The sequence below is a fragment of the Pseudomonas sp. MWU13-2100 genome, assembly GCF_023242365.1.
GTDB lineage: Bacteria > Pseudomonadota > Gammaproteobacteria > Pseudomonadales > Pseudomonadaceae > Aquipseudomonas.
This window is the reverse complement of the sequence record NZ_JALLIX010000009.1, coordinates 91806-110560: the sequence shown is the minus strand read 5'-3', so window position 1 is coordinate 110560 and position 18755 is coordinate 91806. Positions and strand designations below refer to the sequence as shown.

16 protein-coding genes are annotated in these 18755 nt (G+C 60.6%); 8 read left to right on the top strand and 8 right to left on the bottom strand.

What is annotated here, in order from left to right; translation table 11 throughout:
• Positions 1 to 13: 13 nt before the first annotated feature.
• The 3 genes from alg8 to yaaA all read right to left on the bottom strand — a co-directional run bounded on the left by alg8 (position 14) and on the right by yaaA (position 4735).
• Positions 14 to 1495, bottom strand: coding sequence for a mannuronan synthase (gene alg8, locus M5B99_RS09090; RefSeq protein ID WP_412548715.1), 1482 nt, complete (start codon positions 1493 to 1495; stop codon positions 14 to 16).
• A 215-nt stretch (positions 1496 to 1710) separates the two neighbouring features.
• A complete protein-coding gene (locus tag M5B99_RS09085; protein WP_248803710.1) occupies positions 1711 to 3027 on the bottom strand; it encodes a nucleotide sugar dehydrogenase in 1317 nt (438 codons plus the stop codon).
• 928 nt (positions 3028 to 3955) lie between these two features.
• Positions 3956 to 4735 carry a peroxide stress protein YaaA gene (gene yaaA / locus M5B99_RS09080; protein ID WP_248803709.1) on the bottom strand — a complete coding sequence of 260 codons (780 nt, stop codon included), beginning with the start codon at positions 4733 to 4735 and terminating at the stop codon, positions 3956 to 3958.
• Between the two features lie 308 nt (positions 4736 to 5043).
• Between yaaA and M5B99_RS09075 the strand changes: the two genes are divergently transcribed.
• From M5B99_RS09075 to M5B99_RS09050, 6 genes are all read left to right on the top strand, one after another.
• A complete protein-coding gene (locus tag M5B99_RS09075; RefSeq protein WP_248803708.1) occupies positions 5044 to 6168 on the top strand; it encodes a polysaccharide deacetylase family protein in 1125 nt (374 codons plus the stop codon).
• A 342-nt stretch (positions 6169 to 6510) separates the two neighbouring features.
• Complete coding sequence (locus M5B99_RS09070; protein WP_248803707.1) at positions 6511 to 7905, top strand: PhoH family protein; 1395 nt, start codon at positions 6511 to 6513, stop codon at positions 7903 to 7905.
• A 281-nt stretch (positions 7906 to 8186) separates the two neighbouring features.
• On the top strand, positions 8187 to 8660 hold the full coding sequence (gene moaC / locus M5B99_RS09065) for a cyclic pyranopterin monophosphate synthase MoaC (RefSeq protein ID WP_248803706.1): 474 nt from the start codon (positions 8187 to 8189) through the stop codon (positions 8658 to 8660).
• Positions 8657 to 8899, top strand: a complete 243-nt coding sequence (locus M5B99_RS09060) for a MoaD/ThiS family protein (RefSeq protein ID WP_248803705.1) — start codon at positions 8657 to 8659, stop codon at positions 8897 to 8899. The genes moaC and M5B99_RS09060 overlap by 4 nt, the downstream gene beginning before the upstream one ends.
• Position 8900: 1 nt before the next feature.
• Positions 8901 to 9350: a molybdopterin synthase catalytic subunit MoaE gene (gene moaE / locus M5B99_RS09055; RefSeq protein WP_248803704.1), complete on the top strand. Its 450-nt coding sequence runs from the start codon at positions 8901 to 8903 to the stop codon at positions 9348 to 9350.
• Between the two features lie 250 nt (positions 9351 to 9600).
• Complete coding sequence (locus M5B99_RS09050; RefSeq protein ID WP_248803703.1) at positions 9601 to 10377, top strand: ABC transporter substrate-binding protein; 777 nt, start codon at positions 9601 to 9603, stop codon at positions 10375 to 10377.
• A 260-nt stretch (positions 10378 to 10637) separates the two neighbouring features.
• On the opposite strand, the gene M5B99_RS09045 is transcribed toward M5B99_RS09050, so the two are convergent.
• The 5 genes from M5B99_RS09045 to M5B99_RS09025 all read right to left on the bottom strand — a co-directional run bounded on the left by M5B99_RS09045 (position 10638) and on the right by M5B99_RS09025 (position 15986).
• Complete coding sequence (locus tag M5B99_RS09045) at positions 10638 to 11267, bottom strand: transcriptional regulator (protein ID WP_248803702.1); 630 nt, start codon at positions 11265 to 11267, stop codon at positions 10638 to 10640.
• A 165-nt stretch (positions 11268 to 11432) separates the two neighbouring features.
• The gene (locus M5B99_RS09040; protein ID WP_248803701.1) at positions 11433 to 12560 is read right to left on the bottom strand and encodes an NAD(P)/FAD-dependent oxidoreductase; all 1128 of its coding nucleotides are present in this window, start codon (positions 12558 to 12560) and stop codon (positions 11433 to 11435) included.
• A 121-nt stretch (positions 12561 to 12681) separates the two neighbouring features.
• Entirely contained in the window at positions 12682 to 13632 is a 951-nt protein-coding gene (locus tag M5B99_RS09035; RefSeq protein WP_248803700.1) for an ornithine cyclodeaminase family protein, read from the bottom strand.
• A gap of 142 nt (positions 13633 to 13774) precedes the next feature.
• Positions 13775 to 15253 (bottom strand): ATP-dependent RNA helicase RhlB, encoded by a 1479-nt coding sequence (gene rhlB, locus M5B99_RS09030; protein WP_248803699.1) that lies wholly within the window; start codon positions 15251 to 15253, stop codon positions 13775 to 13777.
• Between the two features lie 76 nt (positions 15254 to 15329).
• Positions 15330 to 15986 carry an alpha/beta hydrolase gene (locus tag M5B99_RS09025; RefSeq protein ID WP_248803698.1) on the bottom strand — a complete coding sequence of 219 codons (657 nt, stop codon included), beginning with the start codon at positions 15984 to 15986 and terminating at the stop codon, positions 15330 to 15332.
• 480 nt (positions 15987 to 16466) lie between these two features.
• Between M5B99_RS09025 and M5B99_RS09020 the strand changes: the two genes are divergently transcribed.
• Together M5B99_RS09020 and M5B99_RS09015 are read left to right on the top strand one after the other, a co-directional pair.
• Entirely contained in the window at positions 16467 to 17498 is a 1032-nt protein-coding gene (locus M5B99_RS09020; protein ID WP_248803697.1) for an amino acid ABC transporter substrate-binding protein, read from the top strand.
• 66 nt (positions 17499 to 17564) lie between these two features.
• A complete protein-coding gene (locus M5B99_RS09015) occupies positions 17565 to 18746 on the top strand; it encodes an amino acid ABC transporter permease (protein WP_248803696.1) in 1182 nt (393 codons plus the stop codon).
• Positions 18747 to 18755: the final 9 nt, after the last annotated feature.

The following is an 18755-nucleotide window of genomic DNA, read 5'->3' as shown; positions in this document are numbered from 1 at the left end:
CAGGCGGGTCGGGTCAAACCATCGTCATCAGCACGGCGACGAAAATGCTGCCGGCGGAGAAGGTCATGGTTCGTGACGACCAGGTGTTGAACCAGCCTTGGAAGCTGGCGAGGTCGCGGCTCAGTTTGGTGTCCTGGCGGGTCCAGGATTGGCGGTCGAGGCGGAAGAACACGTAGATCTTCATCAGTGCGCCGACGATCTGGTTGTAATAGAGGATCACCGGGTAGGCCGGGCCGATGCTGTGTCCGGAACAGGCCAGCAGCAGGGTCAGGACCAGCCGGGTCAGGCCGATCCACAGCAGGTAGGCGAGGATGAACGCGATGCCGTACTTGAAGCTGGCGATCACGGCGATGGTCAGTCCCAGCAACGAGGTCCACATCGACACGCGCTGGTCGAACAGCACCACGCTGGTGAACAGGCCGAGGCGGCGGATCCCCAGGCCCAGGGCCCGGGAGTTCTGCCGCAGGTTGTTGCCGTACCAGCGGTACATCAGCTTGCGGCTGGATTTGATGAAGCTCTTTTCCGGCGGGTGTTCCACGGTGTGGATCGCCGCGTCGGGCACGTAGAAGGTGTCGTAGCCCAGGCGCATCAGGCTGAACCAGCTGGACTTGTCGTCGCCGGTGAGGAACTTGAAACGGCCCAGGCGCCAGTGTTGCAGCGAGTCGTTTTCGACGTCGGCGATAAAGGCCGGGTCGGTGACCACGCTGGCGCGGAACACCGACATGCGTCCGGTCATGGTCAACACGCGTTTGGACAGGGCCATGGAGCACATGTTGATGTGGCGTTGGGCGAAGCGCAGCTTGTGCCATTCGCTCATGATGTAGCCGCCGCGCACTTCGCAGAACTCGTTGGTGGTCAGGCCGCCGACATTGCCGAACAGCTGGAACCAGGGCACGGTCTTGCGCACTACGCCCTCACTGAGCACGGTGTCGCCGTCGATCACTGCCACCACGGCGCGGTCGTCCGGCAGGTGACGGGAGATGGCGCGGAAACCGAAGGCCAGGCCGTCGCGCTTGCCGGTACCGGCGATGCGCACGAAGTCGAGCTTGACCCGCTCGGGCGGATTCATCTTCGCCCAGAGGCTCTTGACCAGTAGTTCATCGGACATTTCCACCAGGGAGCAGACCACGGTGGTCGGGAAGCCGCAGTCGATGGCTTCGCGGATCACCGAGCTGTAGACCTGGGCGGTGGTCAGCGCATCGATGCGGAAGCTGGTGACCATCAGGAACACCTGCGAGGGGGCCGCGGCCTCGCCCAGCTTGCGTACCTTGCGGCGCAGGTGCGGGTAGACGATGTAGAGGAAAATCATCCCGCGCACGAAATGGGTGGCGCCCATGGAGTAGCGCCAGATGCCCACGGCCCCGATCAGGAAGATGAAGTCCTTGGAGTCGGCGTCGAAGGTCGAGGTGGGCAGCAACAAGGCCAGGCCCATCAGCAAACTCAAATAGAACAGCCAACCGGCGGCCTGAAGAAGGCCGTGTTTTAGCCTGTGCATAATCTGCATCCGTCTCTGTCTCGGGCGAGCCGGTGGAGGCTGGCTCGATGGGGTTAAGGCAGGTGTTACCTGATGTCGGGAGCGGGGCGTCCTTTCGCACGCCATCTCCCGCAAGCCGGCTCCTACAGTGCGCAGCCGTACGCAAGTTCTGTGTCCGACCTCGTCCTGCAGGAGCCGGCTTGCGGGCGATCAACCGCGCAGCGGTTGCTGTTGGCTTACCAACAAATACCTTCGGTCCGGCTACTCGTGCTGGTGGCCTTGGACATGAAGCCCACCAGGTCGATGACCTGTTTGCCATGCGGGGCGTTCTCGGCCAGGGCGCGGAAGCGCTCGTCACGGTTGCCGAGGATGATCACGTCGCTGTTGTCGATCACCTCGTCGAAGTCGGCGTTGAGCAGGGACGACACATGGGGAATCTTCGATTCGATGTAGTCCTTGTTCGCGCCGTGGACCCGGGCGTATTCGACGTTCTTGTCGTAGATGCTCAGGTCGAAACCCTTGCCGATAAGCATTTCCGCCAGTTGCACCAGCGGGCTTTCGCGCAGGTCGTCGGTGCCGGCCTTGAAGCTCAGGCCGAGCAGGGCGATGCGACGTTTGTCATGGCTGGCGACGAGGTCGAAGGCGTTTTGCACCTGGCTTTCATTGCTGCGCATCAGCGAGTTGAGCAGCGGTGATTCGACGTCCAGGGCGCCGGCGCGGTAGGTCAGGGCGCGCACGTCCTTGGGCAGGCAGGAGCCGCCGAAGGCAAAGCCGGGGCGCATGTAGTATTGGGACAGGTTGAGGGTCTTGTCCTGGCAGACCACGTCCATCACTTCGCGACCGTCGACCCCGACCGCCTTGGCGATGTTGCCGATCTCGTTGGCGAAGGTCACTTTGGTGGCGTGCCAGACGTTGCAGCTGTACTTGATCATTTCGGCGACTTCGATGTCCTTGCGGATGATTGGCGCGTCGAGTTCTTCGTAGAGCGTTTGGAGGACGTCGCCGGAGGTGCTGTCGAGTTCGCCGATGACGGTCATCGGTGGGAAGTCGTAGTCCTTGATCGCGGTGCTTTCGCGCAGGAACTCAGGGTTGACCGCGATACCGAAGTCGATGCCGGCCTTTTTCCCCGAGCAGTCTTCGAGGATCGGGATCACCACGTTTTTCACGGTGCCCGGGAGCACGGTGCTGCGGACCACGATGGTATGGCGGCTGGTCTTGTCACGCAGGACAAAACCGATTTCGCGGCACACCGATTCGATGTAGTTGAGTTCCAGGTCGCCGTTCTTCTTGCTCGGTGTGCCGACGCAGAGCATCGACAGGTCGGTGGCGCGAATCGCTTCGGCGAAGTCGGTGGTGCCGCGCAGTCGGCCGGTGGCAATCCCCTGGGCCAACAGGGCTTCCAGGCCGGGTTCGACAATCGGTGATTTGCCGTTGTTGATCAGGTCGATCTTGTCCTGGGAAATATCGACGCCAACCACATCATGACCCCGTGCAGACAGGCAACCGGCACAGACTGCACCGACGTAACCCAAACCGAATATGCTAATGCGCATTGCATTTACCTCTATCTTAATCACGCCATTAAATGGCCGGAGTTAATGTGCTCAGTTACCGTGATGCACTCGCAGGGCGGCCCAAAGCGCTCGCGTCTCCGAATACCGGCATATAAATGTCGAGTGGCCAAATAATTGCACTCAAGTTGTGCGCAGCCTGGCCTTGTTATTAGGGGTATGCCCTTGAATATGGCCGGCCTTCCACGGAAAGACCTTTGCCGGCGTACCTAAAGCCTGCTTGTGTCCACAGAAAAATTATTGTGGATCAACAGGTTATAGTCGCCTTGCAGCTGCTTGGTCTGAGGGCCTGCCTTGGCCTGTGTAGGGGATATCATGGTGCGTATCTCCTGTCCTTTACTGTCGGTTGAAAGTGTGGGTCGCGGTTGTAAGTCGCTGTTGGCAACTTAAACATTTCATCCCGTCTCCATGTAAGTCTTCTCTTACAGGCTCTGTGAGAATCGTTACGGGTGGTATGAGCGATGTTTTGGAACATAAGTTCCGGTCCGCTCATCCTGTTTCCTGGAATTGCTGGGAATATGATGAAAGATGGCACGGCTTCATATTGATAGCACTTTCCGTTTCGCCCTTTAGTTATAGGGATTGAAAATGCCGAGATGGTGGTTTGCCACTATCGGGAAAAAAATCGCGTGCCACTACTCAAAAAAATTGTAAATGTCGAGTGAAAGAATTTTCATGGTTGTAACAGGCGGTTTATTGGCGTCAAATAATTGCGGTTTGGCGCGGATTTGTTGAGGTTACACATTGCGTGTAATGCGCTAAGTGGGGGCAGGGTACAGAAGTGTGTGGCTGGGTCGAGTGTGGTGCCTGTTGCGGCCTCTTCGCGGGCAAGCTCCGCTCCCACATCAGTTCTGATGGGAGCGGAGCTTGCCCGCGAAGAATGATGACGCGCTCTCACTGATGGGCGACGTTACTCCGGTGCGTGATCGCGCAAAAACACCAGGTTGTCCGCCTTGGAGAGTTCGGCGCTGAAGCGGTAGCCTTGTTCGTCGAACGTCTTCAATTGCTCCGGGTTCTGGAGGCGTTCCCGGATCACGAAGCGCGCCATCATTCCGCGGGCCTTTTTCGCGTAGAAACTGATGATCTTGTACTGGCCGTTCTTCTGGTCGCGGAATTCGGTATTGACGATGCGCGCGTTCAGGGCCGAGCGTTTGACCGCCGAGAAATACTCGTTCGACGCCAGGTTCAGCAGCACGTCATCACCTTGCTCGGCCAGGGCTTCATTGAGCCATTCGCTGATGCGCGTGCCCCAGAACGCGTAGAGGTCCTTGCCCCGGGCATTGGCGAATTTGCTGCCCATTTCCAGGCGATAGGGCTGCATCAGGTCCAGTGGGCGCAACAGGCCATAGAGGCCGGAGAGCATGCGCAGGTGGGTCTGGGCGTAGTCGAAGTCGGCGTCGCTGAAGTCTTCGGCGTTGAGGCCGGTGTAGACGTCGCCCTTGAACGCCAGCAGCGCCTGTTTGGCGTTGTCCGGAGTGAACGCCGGGGTCCAGCTGCCGAAACGCGCGGCGTTGAGGCCACCGATCTTGTCGGAGACATGCATCAGCTCGCTGATCTGCGCCGGGGTCAGGCTGCGCAGTTGCTCGATCAACTCCTGGGAATGGTCCAGGTATTGCGGTTGGGTGAAGCGCCGGGTCACCGCCGGTGTTTCGAAATCGAGGGTCTTGGCGGGGGAAATCACCATCAGCATGAAGTCGTCTCCTTTAATCGTCGGGGGATTCTAGGGGCTCGGGCGGTTTGACTCCACCTATGATGGCGATAGCCGCTGTGTGGTTGGTCTGGGCGATCTTTGTTGATATTGAGGGCCTCTGCGCGGCGGTGCGGCGATCCGACAAGCTCCGCTCCCACATCAGTCCTGAGACGTACCGACATTTTGTGAACGGCTGAAAACCTGTGGGAGCGGAGCTTGCCCGCGAATAGGCCGGAACAGCCACCACAAAGGCTCCGGTCGTCAGATCGGCTATAGTGCGCCGCGGGATCTGAAATGGAGGCCCCCTTTTGCGTATCGTTCTTTTCTTCTCGGCCCTGCTGACCTGTTTCGCCGCCGTTGCCGCGCCGAACGACCCCGCGACCCTGGATCGCAGCACCTGGCCCGAACAGCTGAGCAGCCCGGCACTGTTCGATGTCGCCTCGCGCGCGGAAATCCTGATGTTCGCCCACCTGCTGCTGGTCAGCGAGCTGCTCGATGAGCCGGCCCTGAAAAAGCGCCTGGGGCTCAAGCAGATCAACATGGTCTCCATCGACGCGGTGCGCCAGCGCATGTGGCAGCGCCTGCTGACCAGCTACAACGCCGCCCAGCAGAGTTGTGAAGAAGACGCGTCCTTCTGTTTCTACGTCGAGGACATGGACAGCCTGCAAAAAGCCGCCGGCAAGTTCCGGGTCGCCGATGACTCCTTTTATGCGCGCTGGGCCGAGCCGGCCCGGGCATTCAATGAACGTTATCTGGACGAGCAGCTGCGCCTGGCCGCGCTATTGCCGCAGACCAGCAGCGAGATCCAGCTGATGGGTGATCACGAGCGCAATGGCGAAGGGTTCAACGACCGCCTGTTCCTGCTGACCTTCGAAGGCGGGCCGACGATGGCCCAGGGCAATACCGACGAGTTGGCCGACTACCTGCGCAAACAGAAGATGAACGGACTGTTCTTTGTCCTCGGCAATGCCTTGCAGACGCGCCTGGACAAGACCTCGATGCCAGCGGTGCGCGAGCTTTACCGCCAGCAATGCGTGGGCGTGGAAGGCTGGCAGTACCGTTCCCACAGTCAATGGCAGGACTGGGAGGATTCGATCCTGCGCAGTGTCGCGCTGGTGCAGGGCGCCTTGCCGGACAACTATGCCGCGCTGTTCCGCCCGCCCTACGGGCAGCGGCGGGCCGACGGCGCTGACTTTTTCAAGGCGCAGCACTTGCAGGTCGCCTTGTGGGACATCGATTCGGCGGATGCCACCGGCAAGCTCAGCGCCGAGCAGTCCGCGCAGCGGGTGATGACCTTGATGCTGCTCTGGCGTCGTGGCGTCATCGTCTTCCATGACACCCAGGACAAGGCACGCACGGCATTGCCCTGGCTGCTCAAGCAGACTGCCGAAAGCGGAATCGGCTGGCAGGAGTGCAAGGATGCGTTTCGTTAGAAGGGAAAAGTACGCAAGCCCGTATTTGTTGGGCCGGGGGGAAATCAACTGATGATTTCGATGCAGGCAGACTTCCGACTGTAACGGTGTGCGGGCGCCTCGCCAAGGGCTATTCGTCAGCTTGAAAAATAAACTTCAAAAAAACGTCAAAGTGCTTTTTCCTGTCATGTCTTTTGCGGTATTACGGAGTCAGACCGCCGAAACCTGCGACACAGGTGGCGTCTTACAAGACCCTACTTGTGCACAGAACGCCTGCCCCTTCACAGGCGAATTCGGCGGTCACTTCGAGGCGCAGCACCGTCAAGGTATTGCGTCGACTGGCTCCCACAAAGGTGACCGAGTATGGATGATCACGGACGCACTCCTTCTTCCAACCAGCCAATCCTTTACGTGCTCGATACCAACGTACTGATCCACGATCCAAACGCGTTACTCAATTTCGAAGAACACCACGTCGCCATCCCGATGACCGTGCTTGAGGAGCTCGACAAGCTCAAGGGCGGGCATCACAGCGTTGCCGCCGAATGCCGGCAGGCGATCCGCCTGATCGACAAGACCCTGGGCGACGCCAGCCCCGAGGACGTCGAGCTGGGTGTGCCGATCCAGCGTGGCAAGAGCGGCCCCAAGGGCCTGCTGTCGATCCTGATGAGCAAGCGCAGCGAACCGAACCTGGTGCTGCCTGAACACCTGAACGACAACATCATCATCAATCAGTTGATCGATCTGCACGCGCGGGAAAAGGACCTGCGGGTGGTCCTGGTGACCAAGGACATCAACATGCGCCTCAAGGCGCGCGCCTGCGGGATCGCGGCCGAGGACTACAGCACTGACCAGTTGGTCGACGATGTGTCCTTGCTGCCCAACGGTTATCACGACGTCAAAGGGTCGTTCTGGGATCGTGTCAGCAAGGTCGAGACCCGCCAGGACCATGGTCGCACCTGGCACCAGGTGCAACTGACCGACAACTTGCCGGCGGTGCACGTCAACGAATTCATCATCGATGAGCAGGGCTTTGTCGGCTGGGTCAAGGAAATCCGCGCCGATGTGCTGGTGATTCTCGATCTGCATCAGGAACCCCTGTTGCACCAGGAAGCCTGGGGCCTGAAACCGCGTGACATCTACCAGAGCCTGGCGCTGTTCGCCTTGCTCGATCCGGACATCCACCTGGTCAACCTGACGGGGGCCGCCGGTTCCGGGAAAACCATCCTGGCCCTGGCCGCCGCCATCGAGCAGACCATGGTCAGCAAGCGCTACCGGCGCATTATCGCGACCCGCAGCGTGCAGGGCCTGGACCAGGAAATCGGCTTTCTGCCCGGCACCGAGGCGGAGAAGATGGAGCCTTGGCTGGGGGCGATTACTGACAACCTCGAAGCCTTGCACATGGATGACGAAAGCACCCATGGCAGCGTCGACTACATCCTCAGCAAGGTGCCATTGCAGTTCAAATCCCTGAACTACATCCGCGGTCGCAGCTTCCAGCAGAGCCTGATCCTGATCGATGAATGCCAGAACCTGACGCCGCACCAGATGAAAACCATCATCACCCGTGCCGGTGCCGGTTCCAAAGTGGTGTGCCTGGGCAACCTGGCACAGATCGACACCCCTTACCTGTCCGCGACCAGCTCCGGGCTGACCTACCTGACCGAACGTTTCAAGGACTTCCCGAACGGCGTACACATCACCCTGCAGGGCGTGCCGCGTTCGATCCTGGCCGAATACGCCGAATCCCACCTGTAATCCCATGCACAACCAAGGGCGGCCAAGTGGCCGCCCTTTTTTGTCCGTAGTATTGCGGCACCTACAAGTCCGCGTATCACCGCAAAATATCGTATTGGCGCAATCCCTGCGGGAGCTGGCTTGCCGGCGATGAGGCCCTTGAGCCTTGCGGTGCCTATTCGGGCGCCATCGCCGGCCAGCCGGCTACGACATTGAGTCCGTGTGCTATCACCGGCTTTTCGGTGGTCGCACAAAGCTGACTCGCGGGTTTACAATCGACGCTCCTGATCAGGAGTATCGCTGTGCTGACTCATCTCGATTCCCAAGGTCGCGCCAATATGGTCGACGTCACCGACAAGGCTGTGACTTTCCGCGAGGCGGTGGCCCAGGCTCGCGTGCGCATGTTGCCCGAAACCCTGCAAATGATCGTCAGCGGCGGCCACCCCAAGGGCGATGTGTTCGCCGTGGCGCGGATCGCCGGTATCCAGGCGGCGAAGAAAACCTCCGACCTGATTCCCTTGTGTCATCCGCTGATGCTCACCAGTATCAAGGTCGAGCTGAACGCCGATGGTGAGGATGCCGTGCGCATCGTCGCGCGCTGCAAGCTGTCCGGGCAGACCGGGGTGGAGATGGAAGCGCTGACCGCGGCCAGTGTCGCCGCGCTGACCATCTATGACATGTGCAAGGCAGTGGATCGCGGCATGATCATCGAAAACGTCTGCTTGCTGGAAAAGCTCGGCGGCAAGAGCGGGCACTACCTGGCGGATGCGCCATGAAGGTCGTGGTGAAGTTCTTTGCCCGTTACCGTGAGGTGCTCGGAGTGGATGAGTTGGTGGTGGAAGGGGACTTCGCCAGCGTCGATGATGTCCGCCGGCTTCTGCTCCTGCGCGAAGGCATGCAGGTCCTCGGCGAACAAAACTTGATGTGCGCGCGCAACGAAGACCTGTGCGCCCTCGTCGAGCCGTTGGCCGATGGCGACGAAGTGGCGTTTTTCCCTACGGTGACCGGAGGCTGAGATGGCGATTCGCGTGCAGGTGCAAGCATTCGATCCGGGGGCTGAGGTGAATGCCTTGCATGCCGCCAACCTGGGAATCGGCGCGGTAGTGAGTTTTGTCGGCTACGTGCGCGATTTCAACGATGGGCATGAAGTGGCCGGGATGTTCCTCGAGCATTATCCGGGAATGACCGAAAAGGCCCTGGGCAAGATCGTGGCGCAAGCTCGGGAGCGCTGGCCGTTGCTTGGGCTGGAGGTGCTGCACCGGGTTGGTGCCCTGGAGCCGGGCGAGCCCATTGTGTTTGTCGGGGTCACCAGTGCCCATCGCCAGGCCGCGTTCGATGCCTGCAATTTCGTCATGGATTACCTGAAAACCCAGGCCCCGTTCTGGAAAAAGGAAACCACCGCCGAGGGCCCGCACTGGGTAGAAGGTCGCGCCAGCGACCAGGCGGCGGCAGAACGCTGGAAGTAGCCGCTTGTCGTTTGCTTGACGCTGGGCTCCCGGGCCCCATCGCCAGCAGGCGCCGCAGGACTAACAGTCCCTCTCGTATCCCACCTTCAAATATTCATCTGTGCGTGGCTTTCTGACAAAGCGCACGCATTTGCTCGTTGACGATTTGTACTTATAAGTCCACGATGGACTTATAAGTACAAAATAGCCTTATCGTCTTCCTTCTACTGTCTTGCCACCACACCTCAAATAAAAGAGCGGGAGTTCCAGCATGAAGAAATTCACCCTGATCGGCGGCCTGGCATTGGGCCTGCTGGCCGGCAGCACTGCGTTTGCCGCCGAACCGACCTTGCGCATCGGCATTGAGGCGGCATACCCGCCATTCGCTTCGAAAACCGCCGAAGGCACCATCGTCGGTTTCGACTACGACATCGGCAATGCCCTGTGCGCGCAGATGAAGGTCAAGTGCGAGTGGATCGAAGGCGAGTTCGACGGCCTGATCCCGGCCTTGAAGGTCAAGAAGATCGACGCGGCGCTGTCGTCCATGACCATCACCGACGAGCGCAAGAAGTCGGTGGATTTCACCCACAAGTACTACTTCACCTCCTCGCGCCTGGTGATGAAAAAGGGCGCCGTGGTGGATGACCAGTACGCCAGCCTCAAGGGCAAGACTATCGGTGTGCAGCGTTCCACTACCACCGACCGTTACGCCACGGAAGTCTTCGAGCCGCTGGGGATCAAGGTGATGCGCTACAGCAACAACGAAGAGATCTACATGGACCTGGCGTCCGGACGCCTGGACGCGATCTTTGCCGACACCATCCCGTTGGACGATTTCCTCTCGATGCCCCGTGGCGCCGCTTACGCGTTTGTCGGGCCGGAGCTGAAGGATCCGAAGTACGTAGGTGAGGGCGCCGGGATCGCGGTGCGTAAAGGTAACACCGAGCTGGTGAGCAAATTGAACAAGGCCATCGACGGGCTGCGCGCCAGTGGCGAGTACCAGAAGATCGAGGGCAAGTACTTCAAGACGGATATCTACGGCGACTGATTATTGGCGCACTGATGTCTTCGGCCTGGCCGAAATTTGTGGCGAGCGGGCTTGCCCGCGTTGGGGCGCGAAGCGCCCCTGAGGTCAGCGACTTCATCGTGTCAGATAAAACGCAGTCACAGGTTTTGCGACTGCTGCGCAGCCGAGCGCGGGCAAGCCCGCTCGCCACAAAACCGCGCCCGGCTTCAGACCTTCTTGTATTGACCGATATTGGGCAAGACCTCTACAAACCTGGTGTTCGCCTGGGCGATGGATCGCCCTCAGACCTCCGCCTTCAACTCCTTCAGGTGCTTGTACACCGTCGCCCGCCCCATATTCAGCACGTTGGCCACATAGTTGGCCGCGCTCTTGCCCTTGAACGCGCCCTCGGCGTGCAACGCCAGCACCAGCTCGCGCTTGTGGTCGCGGGTCAGCAGGTTCAGCCCGAGTTGTCGTTGACGCAGCCAGCTGTGCAGGAAGGTGTTGATCCGCTCCTGCCAGTCATCACGAAACAGCGCATCGGGTTGCGGGATCAGTTTGTTCGGTGAGAGGAACAGGTCCAGCGCCGCCCTGGCACTTTCGAACAGGGAAATATTCAGGTTGATGCACAACACCGCCAGCGGCGTGCCCTGGGCGTCGTGCAGCACGGTGCTGACGCTGCGAATTTTCTGGCCGTCCCAGTTGAGTTTCTCGTATGGACCGATATTGCGCTCGTTGATGCCCTCTTCGAGCATGTCTTCCAGCGCCGCGTCATCGCCGATCTCGCGCTTGGAGATATTATTGGCGATGTAGTCGATCCGCTGCGTGCGCAAATCGTGCAGCACCACTTCGGCATGGGGAAAGAATAGCGTGGCGATGGCATCGGCAATCGCCCGGAAGTTATCCAGGGCGGGGGCCTGTTTGGCTGTCATGGTGAATCTCCAGGCAACTTCAGCGTCCTTGGGATGGAGCCAAAGGAATACAGCTGGTGCGGTGATCGGGTCGCCTTGCAAAAGGTAGACCTGATCACCTGGCGGCGAAAGGGTCGTGCCCAGGTACGGGCGTACTAAAGAGTGTGCCGCAATCAGCGTCAGTCGTCACCCGAGACGGGCAGGGGCGAGCATCGCGGCGTCGAGGCCAAAGTGCGCGAGCGACTCGGGCAAGGCCTGACCACGCACTAATGCCGCGCTGGCCTGGCCCATGGCCGGCGAGGTCTGGATGCCGTATCCGCCTTGGGCGGCGACCCAGAACAGGCCGGTGACCAGGGGATCGAAACCGGCGACCAGGTTGCCGTCGCTGACGAAGCTGCGCAGGCCGGCCCAGGTGCGGGTCGGGCGGCGGATGGTCAGGGTGGTGGCTTCCTCGATCTGGTAGATGCCCATGGCGATGTCCAGTTCTTCGGGTTGCACGTCGTGGGGCTCGACCGGGTCGGCGTTGGCCGGGGAGCCGAGGAACATGCCGGCATCCGGCTTCATATAGAAGGATTCGTCGAGGCTGACCAACATCGGCCAGGCGTGGATTTCCAGGCCTTCGGGCGGCGCGAAGATAAAGGCGGCGCGGCGCTTGGGTTGCAGGCCGAGGGGACGGGCACCGGCCAGTTCGCCGAGCTTGTCGGCCCAGGCGCCAGCGGCGTTGATCAGTACCTTGGCGCTGAAGGTCTGTCCGGCCGTGCGGACCTGCCACAGGCCGTCGGCATCGCGCTCGAGGCCGAGGACTTCGCAGTCGGTGTGGACCTCTCCTTGCTGGCGGCGGATGCCGCGCAGATAACTCTGGTGCAGGGCGTCGGTGTCGATGTCGCTGGCGCTGGGGTCGTAGATCGCCCCATGGACTTTTTCCCGGCGCAGGATCGGCAGGCGGGCGCACGCCTCGTCGGCGCTGAGCAGCTGCATTTCGGGCACGCTGGCTTTGGCACTGAGGTATTGCCGTTGCAGTTCGTCGGGGTCGCCGCTGAAGTCCACGGTCATTTCGCCCCGTGGGGTGAGCAGCGGATGTTCGGCGAAGCCGGGCGGCGGGGTGTCGAAGAAGGCCCGGCTGGCGAGGGTCAGGGCGCGCACCTGCGGGGTGCCGTAGGCAGCGGTGTAGAGGGCGGCGGAACGTCCGGTGGCGTGATAGCCGGGGTGCGATTCACGTTCGAGCACGATCACCCGGCCGTGCTCGGCCAGCCAGAAACCGGTGGAGGCGCCGGCAATACCGCCGCCGATGATGATGAAGTCTGCCTGGTTCATTCAAGGCTTCCTGCTGGTAGGTTCTAACGGTGGTCTGCGTAACCTGTAGGCGCCGGCTCCCACATTAGTAGGTGGTCGGTCCCGGATTCTGCGTCGTGCTCCAGTCCTGCAAAAGCACTGTTCAGTTGGCCTTGTGGTGTAGATGATAAAGCGCATTGGCCAGGGCGATGTCTTCCAATCCCAGGCCAATGGAGCGGAAGAACACATGGCGCTCGTAGCCCGGCCGTGGCGTCTGCCCGCTCAGCAGTTCGGCCAGGTCGCCGCGAATCTCTCCGGCGTTCCAACCGTGCTGGCTGGCGGCAATCAACATTTCCCCGGCCGAGCCCGGCGTGGTCTGGCGATAGTCGCAGTAGACCTGCATGTCGCTCAAGGCCTGCGGCGGCACCTCATGGGCGCGCACGGCATTGGTACTGATGGAGGTGATCAGCGCCGGTTTGCGCAGCTGGCCCGGGTCGATCACCGGAGTCGCGGAGGAGGTGCAGAGCAGGATCACGTCGGCATCCTCCAGTGCCTGCTCCCGCTGTTCGACAATGCGCAGGCGCGGTTCGATGGCGGTCAGGCGCAGGCACTTTTCGGCATTTACATTGGGCGTGTAGAGGCTGATGTCCTGCCAGTCGCGCAGGCCCTTGGCGTAGTGCAGGTGCGCCTGGGCCAGCGGACCGCTGCCGATGATGGCCAGGCGCCTGGCGTCCGGCGGGGCCAGGGCATCCACGGCCACGGCGGTGGTCGCCGCAGTGCGTGCGGTGGTCAGTTCGCCGGCATCGCAGAGCAGCAGCGGCTGGCCGCTGTGCATCGACATCAGCAGGGTCCAGGCGGTCACCAGCGGGCCCTGTTCGCGGAGGATGTAGGGCGAGGTCTTGACGCCATAGACCTGGTCGTCGGCCAACACCCCGAGGTAGTTGATGAAGTCGCCGGCACCCTGCGGGAACTCCACCAACTGCTGCGCCGGTTGTACCGCTTGCCCGGCAGCCAGGTCGCGGAACAACTTGCGCAGGATCCGCGGTACGTCGATCTGCCGCAGGAGTCGATGGGCCTGCTGGCTGTCGATCACGTAGGGGGGGTGGCCGGACATGGAGTGCTCCCGAATGACTAGAATTAAACTTATTTGTCCATTATGGACTTTTAGTTTATTTCGGCAATCGCCGGGCGAAAAAAAACGCCGCCTGGTATCGGGCGACGTTTTGTCGTGCAGCGTGCCTTTGGGCCTGGGCGGTTCAGGCCGGACGCTGGCGCACCACCGGACGCAACAACTCGGTGGGCGGCATTTCGCAGCTGATCTTGTGCCCCAGTAGGGTCTCGATCGCCGGCAACTGGTAGGAGTCGTCTTCGCCGGCGAAGCTGATGGACACACCGTCGGCACCGGCCCGTCCGGTCCGGCCGATGCGGTGGACGTAGTCGTCCGGCACTTCCGGCAGGGTGAAGTTGATCACATGGCTGATGCCGTCGATATGGATCCCGCGCCCGGCCACGTCGGTGGCCACCAGCACGCGGATCTTGCCTTCGCGGAAACCTTCCAGGGTCTTGATGCGTTTGTGTTGCGGTACATCGCCGGACAATTGCGCGGCGTTGACGCCGTCGCGCACCAGGCGTTCCTCGATGCGCCGCACTTCGTCCTTGCGGTTGGCAAAGACCATTACCCGCTCCCAACCATTGTCGGTGACCAGGTTGTAGAGCAGCTTGTACTTGTCGGCGCCGGCCACGGCGTAGACGTGCTGTTCAACGTTGGCGTTGGCCAGGCTCAGGGATTCGATCTCGACGATGGACGGGTCAGTGGTCCATTGCTTGGCCAGGTTCATCACGTCTTCGGTGAAGGTGGCGGAGAACAGCAGGGTCTGGCGTTCGTTCTTGGGCGGGGTCTGGCGGATGATCTGCCGGACCTGCGGGATAAAGCCCATGTCGAGCATGCGGTCGGCTTCGTCCAGGACCATCACTTCGACCATGTCCAGGTGCACTTCACCGCGCTGGTTGAAGTCCAGCAGGCGGCCAGGGGTGGCAACGAGGATGTCGCAGTGACGGGCTTCGAGCAGCTTGAGCTGTTTGTCGAAGTCCATGCCACCGACGAACTGCATGACGTTGAGGCCGGTGTACTTGGTCAGGTCGGCGGCGTCCTTGGCGATCTGTACCACCAGCTCACGGGTCGGCGCGATGATCAGCGCCCGTGGCTCACCCATATAGCGCTCTTTCGGCGGCGGGGTCTGCAACAGCTGGGTGATGATCGAGATCAGGAAGGCGGCGGTCTTGCCGGTGCCGGTCTGGGCGCGACCGATGGCGTCCTTGCCGGCCAGGGTGAAACCCAGGACCTGCGCCTGGATCGGCGTGCAATAGGGGAAACCGAGGTCCTGGATGGCGTGCATCAGCTCGGGCGCCAGCTTGAAATCGTGGAAGCGGGTCTTGCCTTCCAGCGGCTCGACGACAAAGTCCTCGAGTTTCCAGGGTTTGACCGGGGGCTTCGGCGCTCGTTCACGGCGCGGTTGCTCGGCTTTCGGCTGTTCGGCGCGCGGCGCTTCAACGGCCGTGGCGGGCTGTTCCGGGATGGCGGCCGAGGCTTTCGGTTTGGTGACAGGCTCGGCGCGCTCCGCAGATTGGCCGTGATGGCGGCTGTCGGAGCTTGGAACTGGGGCGCTGGAGCCTGGTGCGAGCTGCTCAGCCTCGCTTTTACCGAATATTTTTTTGAGTGCTTTGAGCACGGTCATCTCGTTAATTTGGTTAAGGAATGTACGCCGGCCAGTGTAATGCAAGAATCGGGCGCGGCGTAGTGTGTTACCGATATCAGCGCAAACGAGCGGCCAGCCAGGTACCGATGTCCTGGATTTCTTCGGGTAACACTTCGTGGCCCATTGGGTATTCTTGCCATGTCACGGTGACATCAAGGCGCTTGAGGTGCTCATAGGCGGTTCGACCCATGGCGTTCTGGACCACCTCGTCATAGTGGCCATGCAGGCAGAGGGCTGGAATTCGCTGCTGGCTGGCGGAAAGTTGCAGGGAATCGCTGAAGGTCGGGGCGTAGGTGGAGAGCGCCAGCACGCCGCCGAGGGCACCCTGCCACTTCAGATAGGCGGTGTGCAGCACCACGGCGCCACCCTGGGAAAAGCCCGCGAGGAAGATCCGCGAAGGGTCGATACCCGCGGCCCGCTGGGCTTCCAGCAATTCGATGACGGTCGCCGCGGACTCTTCAAGCTCCTCGAAACTGATCGAACGCGCCGGGCTCATGGCCTTGATGTCGTACCAGCTGGGCATGGCGTAGCCGCCATTGATGGTTACCGCGCGGGTCGGTGCCTGGGGCAGGACGAAGCGTGTGCTGGTCAGGCTCTCCTGCAGCGCCTCGGCCACCGGCAGGAAGTCATAACGGTCGGCTCCCAGGCCGTGAAGCCAGATAACACAAGCGTCTGCGGTCTTGGCGGGGTGAATGATCAGCGGTTCAGTCATGTGTGCTCCATTAGTGTGCGTGCGCTTCGGATGTGTGCGCGGTGATGGTGCGTAAATAGTGGATTCGTTAATAAAATGTCGCGTTGTTGACCGTTTTTCTATTGACCTGTGGCTGAATCGCTTTAGCCGTCACTGTGGTACGGGCTTTGCTATGGGAGAACCGAGTGAATGCATTCACCCCTGGCGGTAACACTATCAGTCTACCGCTGGCCGTGGGATAGCAAATGAATCCGTTTCGGCGGGTTCTGATTCACGTTCGCCGAGGGCCGGCAGGGCTTTAGCGAATCTGGAAAGGGCTGATGCCCGTTCGGCCAATTTGGTGGGCGGTGAGTTTTACAGACGGGAGATGTTCTCCTACTAAACTCATAGCTCAAGTCTTTAGCCGCTTGACCCAAAAAAAAGCCAGCACGGGTTAACAACGCCTCATAAGGGTGCGGCTAGACTCTAGCTCCGACACAACAAGAGCAACTGGAGGTTTGAATGAAGATGTTGAAATCCACCCTGGCAGTCGTGACTGCAGCCGTCGTACTGGGCGTCAGCGGTTTCGCGCAAGCGGGCGCTACCCTGGATGCCGTACAGAAGAAGGGTTTTGTTCAGTGTGGCGTGAGTGATGGCTTGCCGGGCTTCTCGGTGCCTGATGCTTCCGGCAAGATCGTCGGTATCGACGCTGACGTCTGCCGTGCCGTGGCCGCTGCCGTTTTCGGCGACGCGACCAAGGTCAAGTTCAGCCAGTTGAACGCCAAGGAGCGTTTCACCGCGCTGCAGTCGGGCGAAATCGACATCCTGTCGCGTAACACCACCATGACCAGTTCCCGTGATGCGGGCATGGGGCTGGTTTTCCCGGGATTCATCACTTATTACGATGGCATCGGTTTTCTGGCCAACAAGAAACTGGGTGTGAAAAGCGCCAAGGAACTGGATGGCGCGACCATCTGCATTCAGGCGGGTACCACCACCGAGCTGAACGTGGCCGACTACTTCCGCGCCAATGGCCTGAAGTACACCCCGATCACTTTCGATACCTCCGATGAAAGCGCCAAGTCGCTGGAGTCTGGTCGTTGCGACGTGTTGACTTCCGACAAGTCCCAACTGTTCGCCCAGCGCAGCAAGCTGGCCTCGCCGAAGGACTACGTAGTACTGCCGGAAACCATCTCCAAGGAACCGCTGGGTCCTGTGGTGCGCAATGGCGACGAAGACTGGATGAAAATTGTGCGCTGGGTCGGCTATGCGCTGCTCAACGCTGAAGAAGCCGGTATCACTTCGAAAAACGTGCTGGCCGAAGCCAAGGCCACCAAGAACCCTGACGTTGCCCGTCTGCTGGGTGGCGACGGTGAATATGGTAAGGACCTGAAGCTGCCGAAGGACTGGGTCGTCAAAATCGTTTCCCAGGTCGGTAACTACGGCGAGATCTTCGAGAAGAACCTCGGCAAGGGCACTCCGCTGGACATCGACCGCGGCCTGAACGCTCTGTGGACCAACGGCGGCATTCAATACGCACCTCCCGTGCGCTGATTGACCTATCGCCCGGCAGGCCAACTGCCGGGCGATGTTCCTGTTCCGTTCTTCCTGGGGCACTTCATGCAAAATAAAATCGGCGCACCCAAGCAGAGGCTCAGCTTCAGCGACCCCAAAGTGCGTGCGTGGCTATTTCAGATCATCACGATTGTCGCGGTGATCTCGCTGGGCTGGTATCTGTTTCACAATACCCAGACCAACCTGCAGCACCGAGGCATTACCTCGGGTTTCGGCTTTCTTGAGCGCAGTGCCGGTTTCGGTATCGCCCAGCATCTGATCGACTACACCGAATCGGACAGCTATGCCCGGGTGTTTGTCATCGGTCTTCTCAATACCCTTCTGGTGACCGTCATCGGCGTCATCCTGGCGACCTTGCTGGGTTTCATCATCGGTGTGTCGCGACTGTCGTCGAACTGGGTAATCAACAAACTGGCCACCGTCTATATCGAGGTATTCCGTAACATCCCGCCGTTGTTGCAGATTCTGTTCTGGTATTTTGCCGTGTTCCTGAGCATGCCGGGACCACGCAACAGCCACAACTTCGGTAACACTTTCTTCATGAGCAGTCGCGGCCTGAACATGCCGGCGGCCATTGCTTCCGAAGGTTTCTGGCCATTCGTGATCAGCGTTGTGCTGGCCATCGTGGCAATCGTGCTGATGAGCCGTTGGGCGACCAAACGCTTCGAAGAAACCGGCGTGCCGTTCCACAAGTTCTGGGTCGGCCTGGCCTTGTTCCTGGTGATCCCGGGGTTGTGCGCCCTGGTCTTCGGTGCTCCCGTGTACTGGGAAATGCCCAAGCTGCAAGGGTTCAACTTCGTCGGCGGTTGGGTATTGATCCCTGAATTGCTGGCCTTGACCCTGGCCCTGACGGTGTACACCGCAGCGTTCATTGCCGAGATCGTGCGCTCGGGCATCAAGTCGGTCAGCCATGGCCAGACCGAGGCGGCGCGTTCCCTCGGCCTGCGCAACGGTCCGACCCTGCGCAAGGTGATCATCCCGCAAGCCTTGCGCGTGATCATTCCGCCGCTGACCAGCCAATACCTGAACCTGGCGAAGAACTCGTCCCTGGCCGCCGGTATCGGTTACCCGGAAATGGTTTCGTTGTTTGCCGGTACGGTGTTGAACCAGACCGGACAGGCTATCGAAGTCATTGCCATCACCATGAGCGTGTACCTGGCGATCAGTATCAGCATTTCCTTGCTGATGAACTGGTACAACAAGCGCATTGCGCTGATCGAGCGGTGAGGAAACGCC

Bases quoted from the DNA above. Each gene is read 5' to 3' on its own strand.
- alg8 (WP_412548715.1), bottom strand. From the start codon at position 1,495: ATGCACAGGCTAAAACACGGCCTTCTTCAGGCCGCCGGTTGGCTGTTC.
- M5B99_RS09085 (WP_248803710.1), bottom strand. From the start codon at position 3,027: ATGCGCATTAGCATATTCGGTTTGGGTTACGTCGGTGCAGTCTGTGCC.
- yaaA (WP_248803709.1), bottom strand. From the start codon at position 4,735: ATGCTGATGGTGATTTCCCCCGCCAAGACCCTCGATTTCGAAACACCG.
- M5B99_RS09070 (WP_248803707.1), top strand. From the start codon at position 6,511: ATGGATGATCACGGACGCACTCCTTCTTCCAACCAGCCAATCCTTTAC.
- M5B99_RS09060 (WP_248803705.1), top strand. From the start codon at position 8,657: ATGAAGGTCGTGGTGAAGTTCTTTGCCCGTTACCGTGAGGTGCTCGGA.
- moaE (WP_248803704.1), top strand. From the start codon at position 8,901: ATGGCGATTCGCGTGCAGGTGCAAGCATTCGATCCGGGGGCTGAGGTG.
- M5B99_RS09050 (WP_248803703.1), top strand. From the start codon at position 9,601: ATGAAGAAATTCACCCTGATCGGCGGCCTGGCATTGGGCCTGCTGGCC.
- M5B99_RS09045 (WP_248803702.1), bottom strand. From the start codon at position 11,267: ATGACAGCCAAACAGGCCCCCGCCCTGGATAACTTCCGGGCGATTGCC.
- M5B99_RS09040 (WP_248803701.1), bottom strand. From the start codon at position 12,560: ATGAACCAGGCAGACTTCATCATCATCGGCGGCGGTATTGCCGGCGCC.
- M5B99_RS09035 (WP_248803700.1), bottom strand. From the start codon at position 13,632: ATGTCCGGCCACCCCCCCTACGTGATCGACAGCCAGCAGGCCCATCGA.
- rhlB (WP_248803699.1), bottom strand. From the start codon at position 15,253: ATGACCGTGCTCAAAGCACTCAAAAAAATATTCGGTAAAAGCGAGGCT.
- M5B99_RS09025 (WP_248803698.1), bottom strand. From the start codon at position 15,986: ATGACTGAACCGCTGATCATTCACCCCGCCAAGACCGCAGACGCTTGT.
- M5B99_RS09020 (WP_248803697.1), top strand. From the start codon at position 16,467: ATGAAGATGTTGAAATCCACCCTGGCAGTCGTGACTGCAGCCGTCGTA.
- M5B99_RS09015 (WP_248803696.1), top strand. From the start codon at position 17,565: ATGCAAAATAAAATCGGCGCACCCAAGCAGAGGCTCAGCTTCAGCGAC.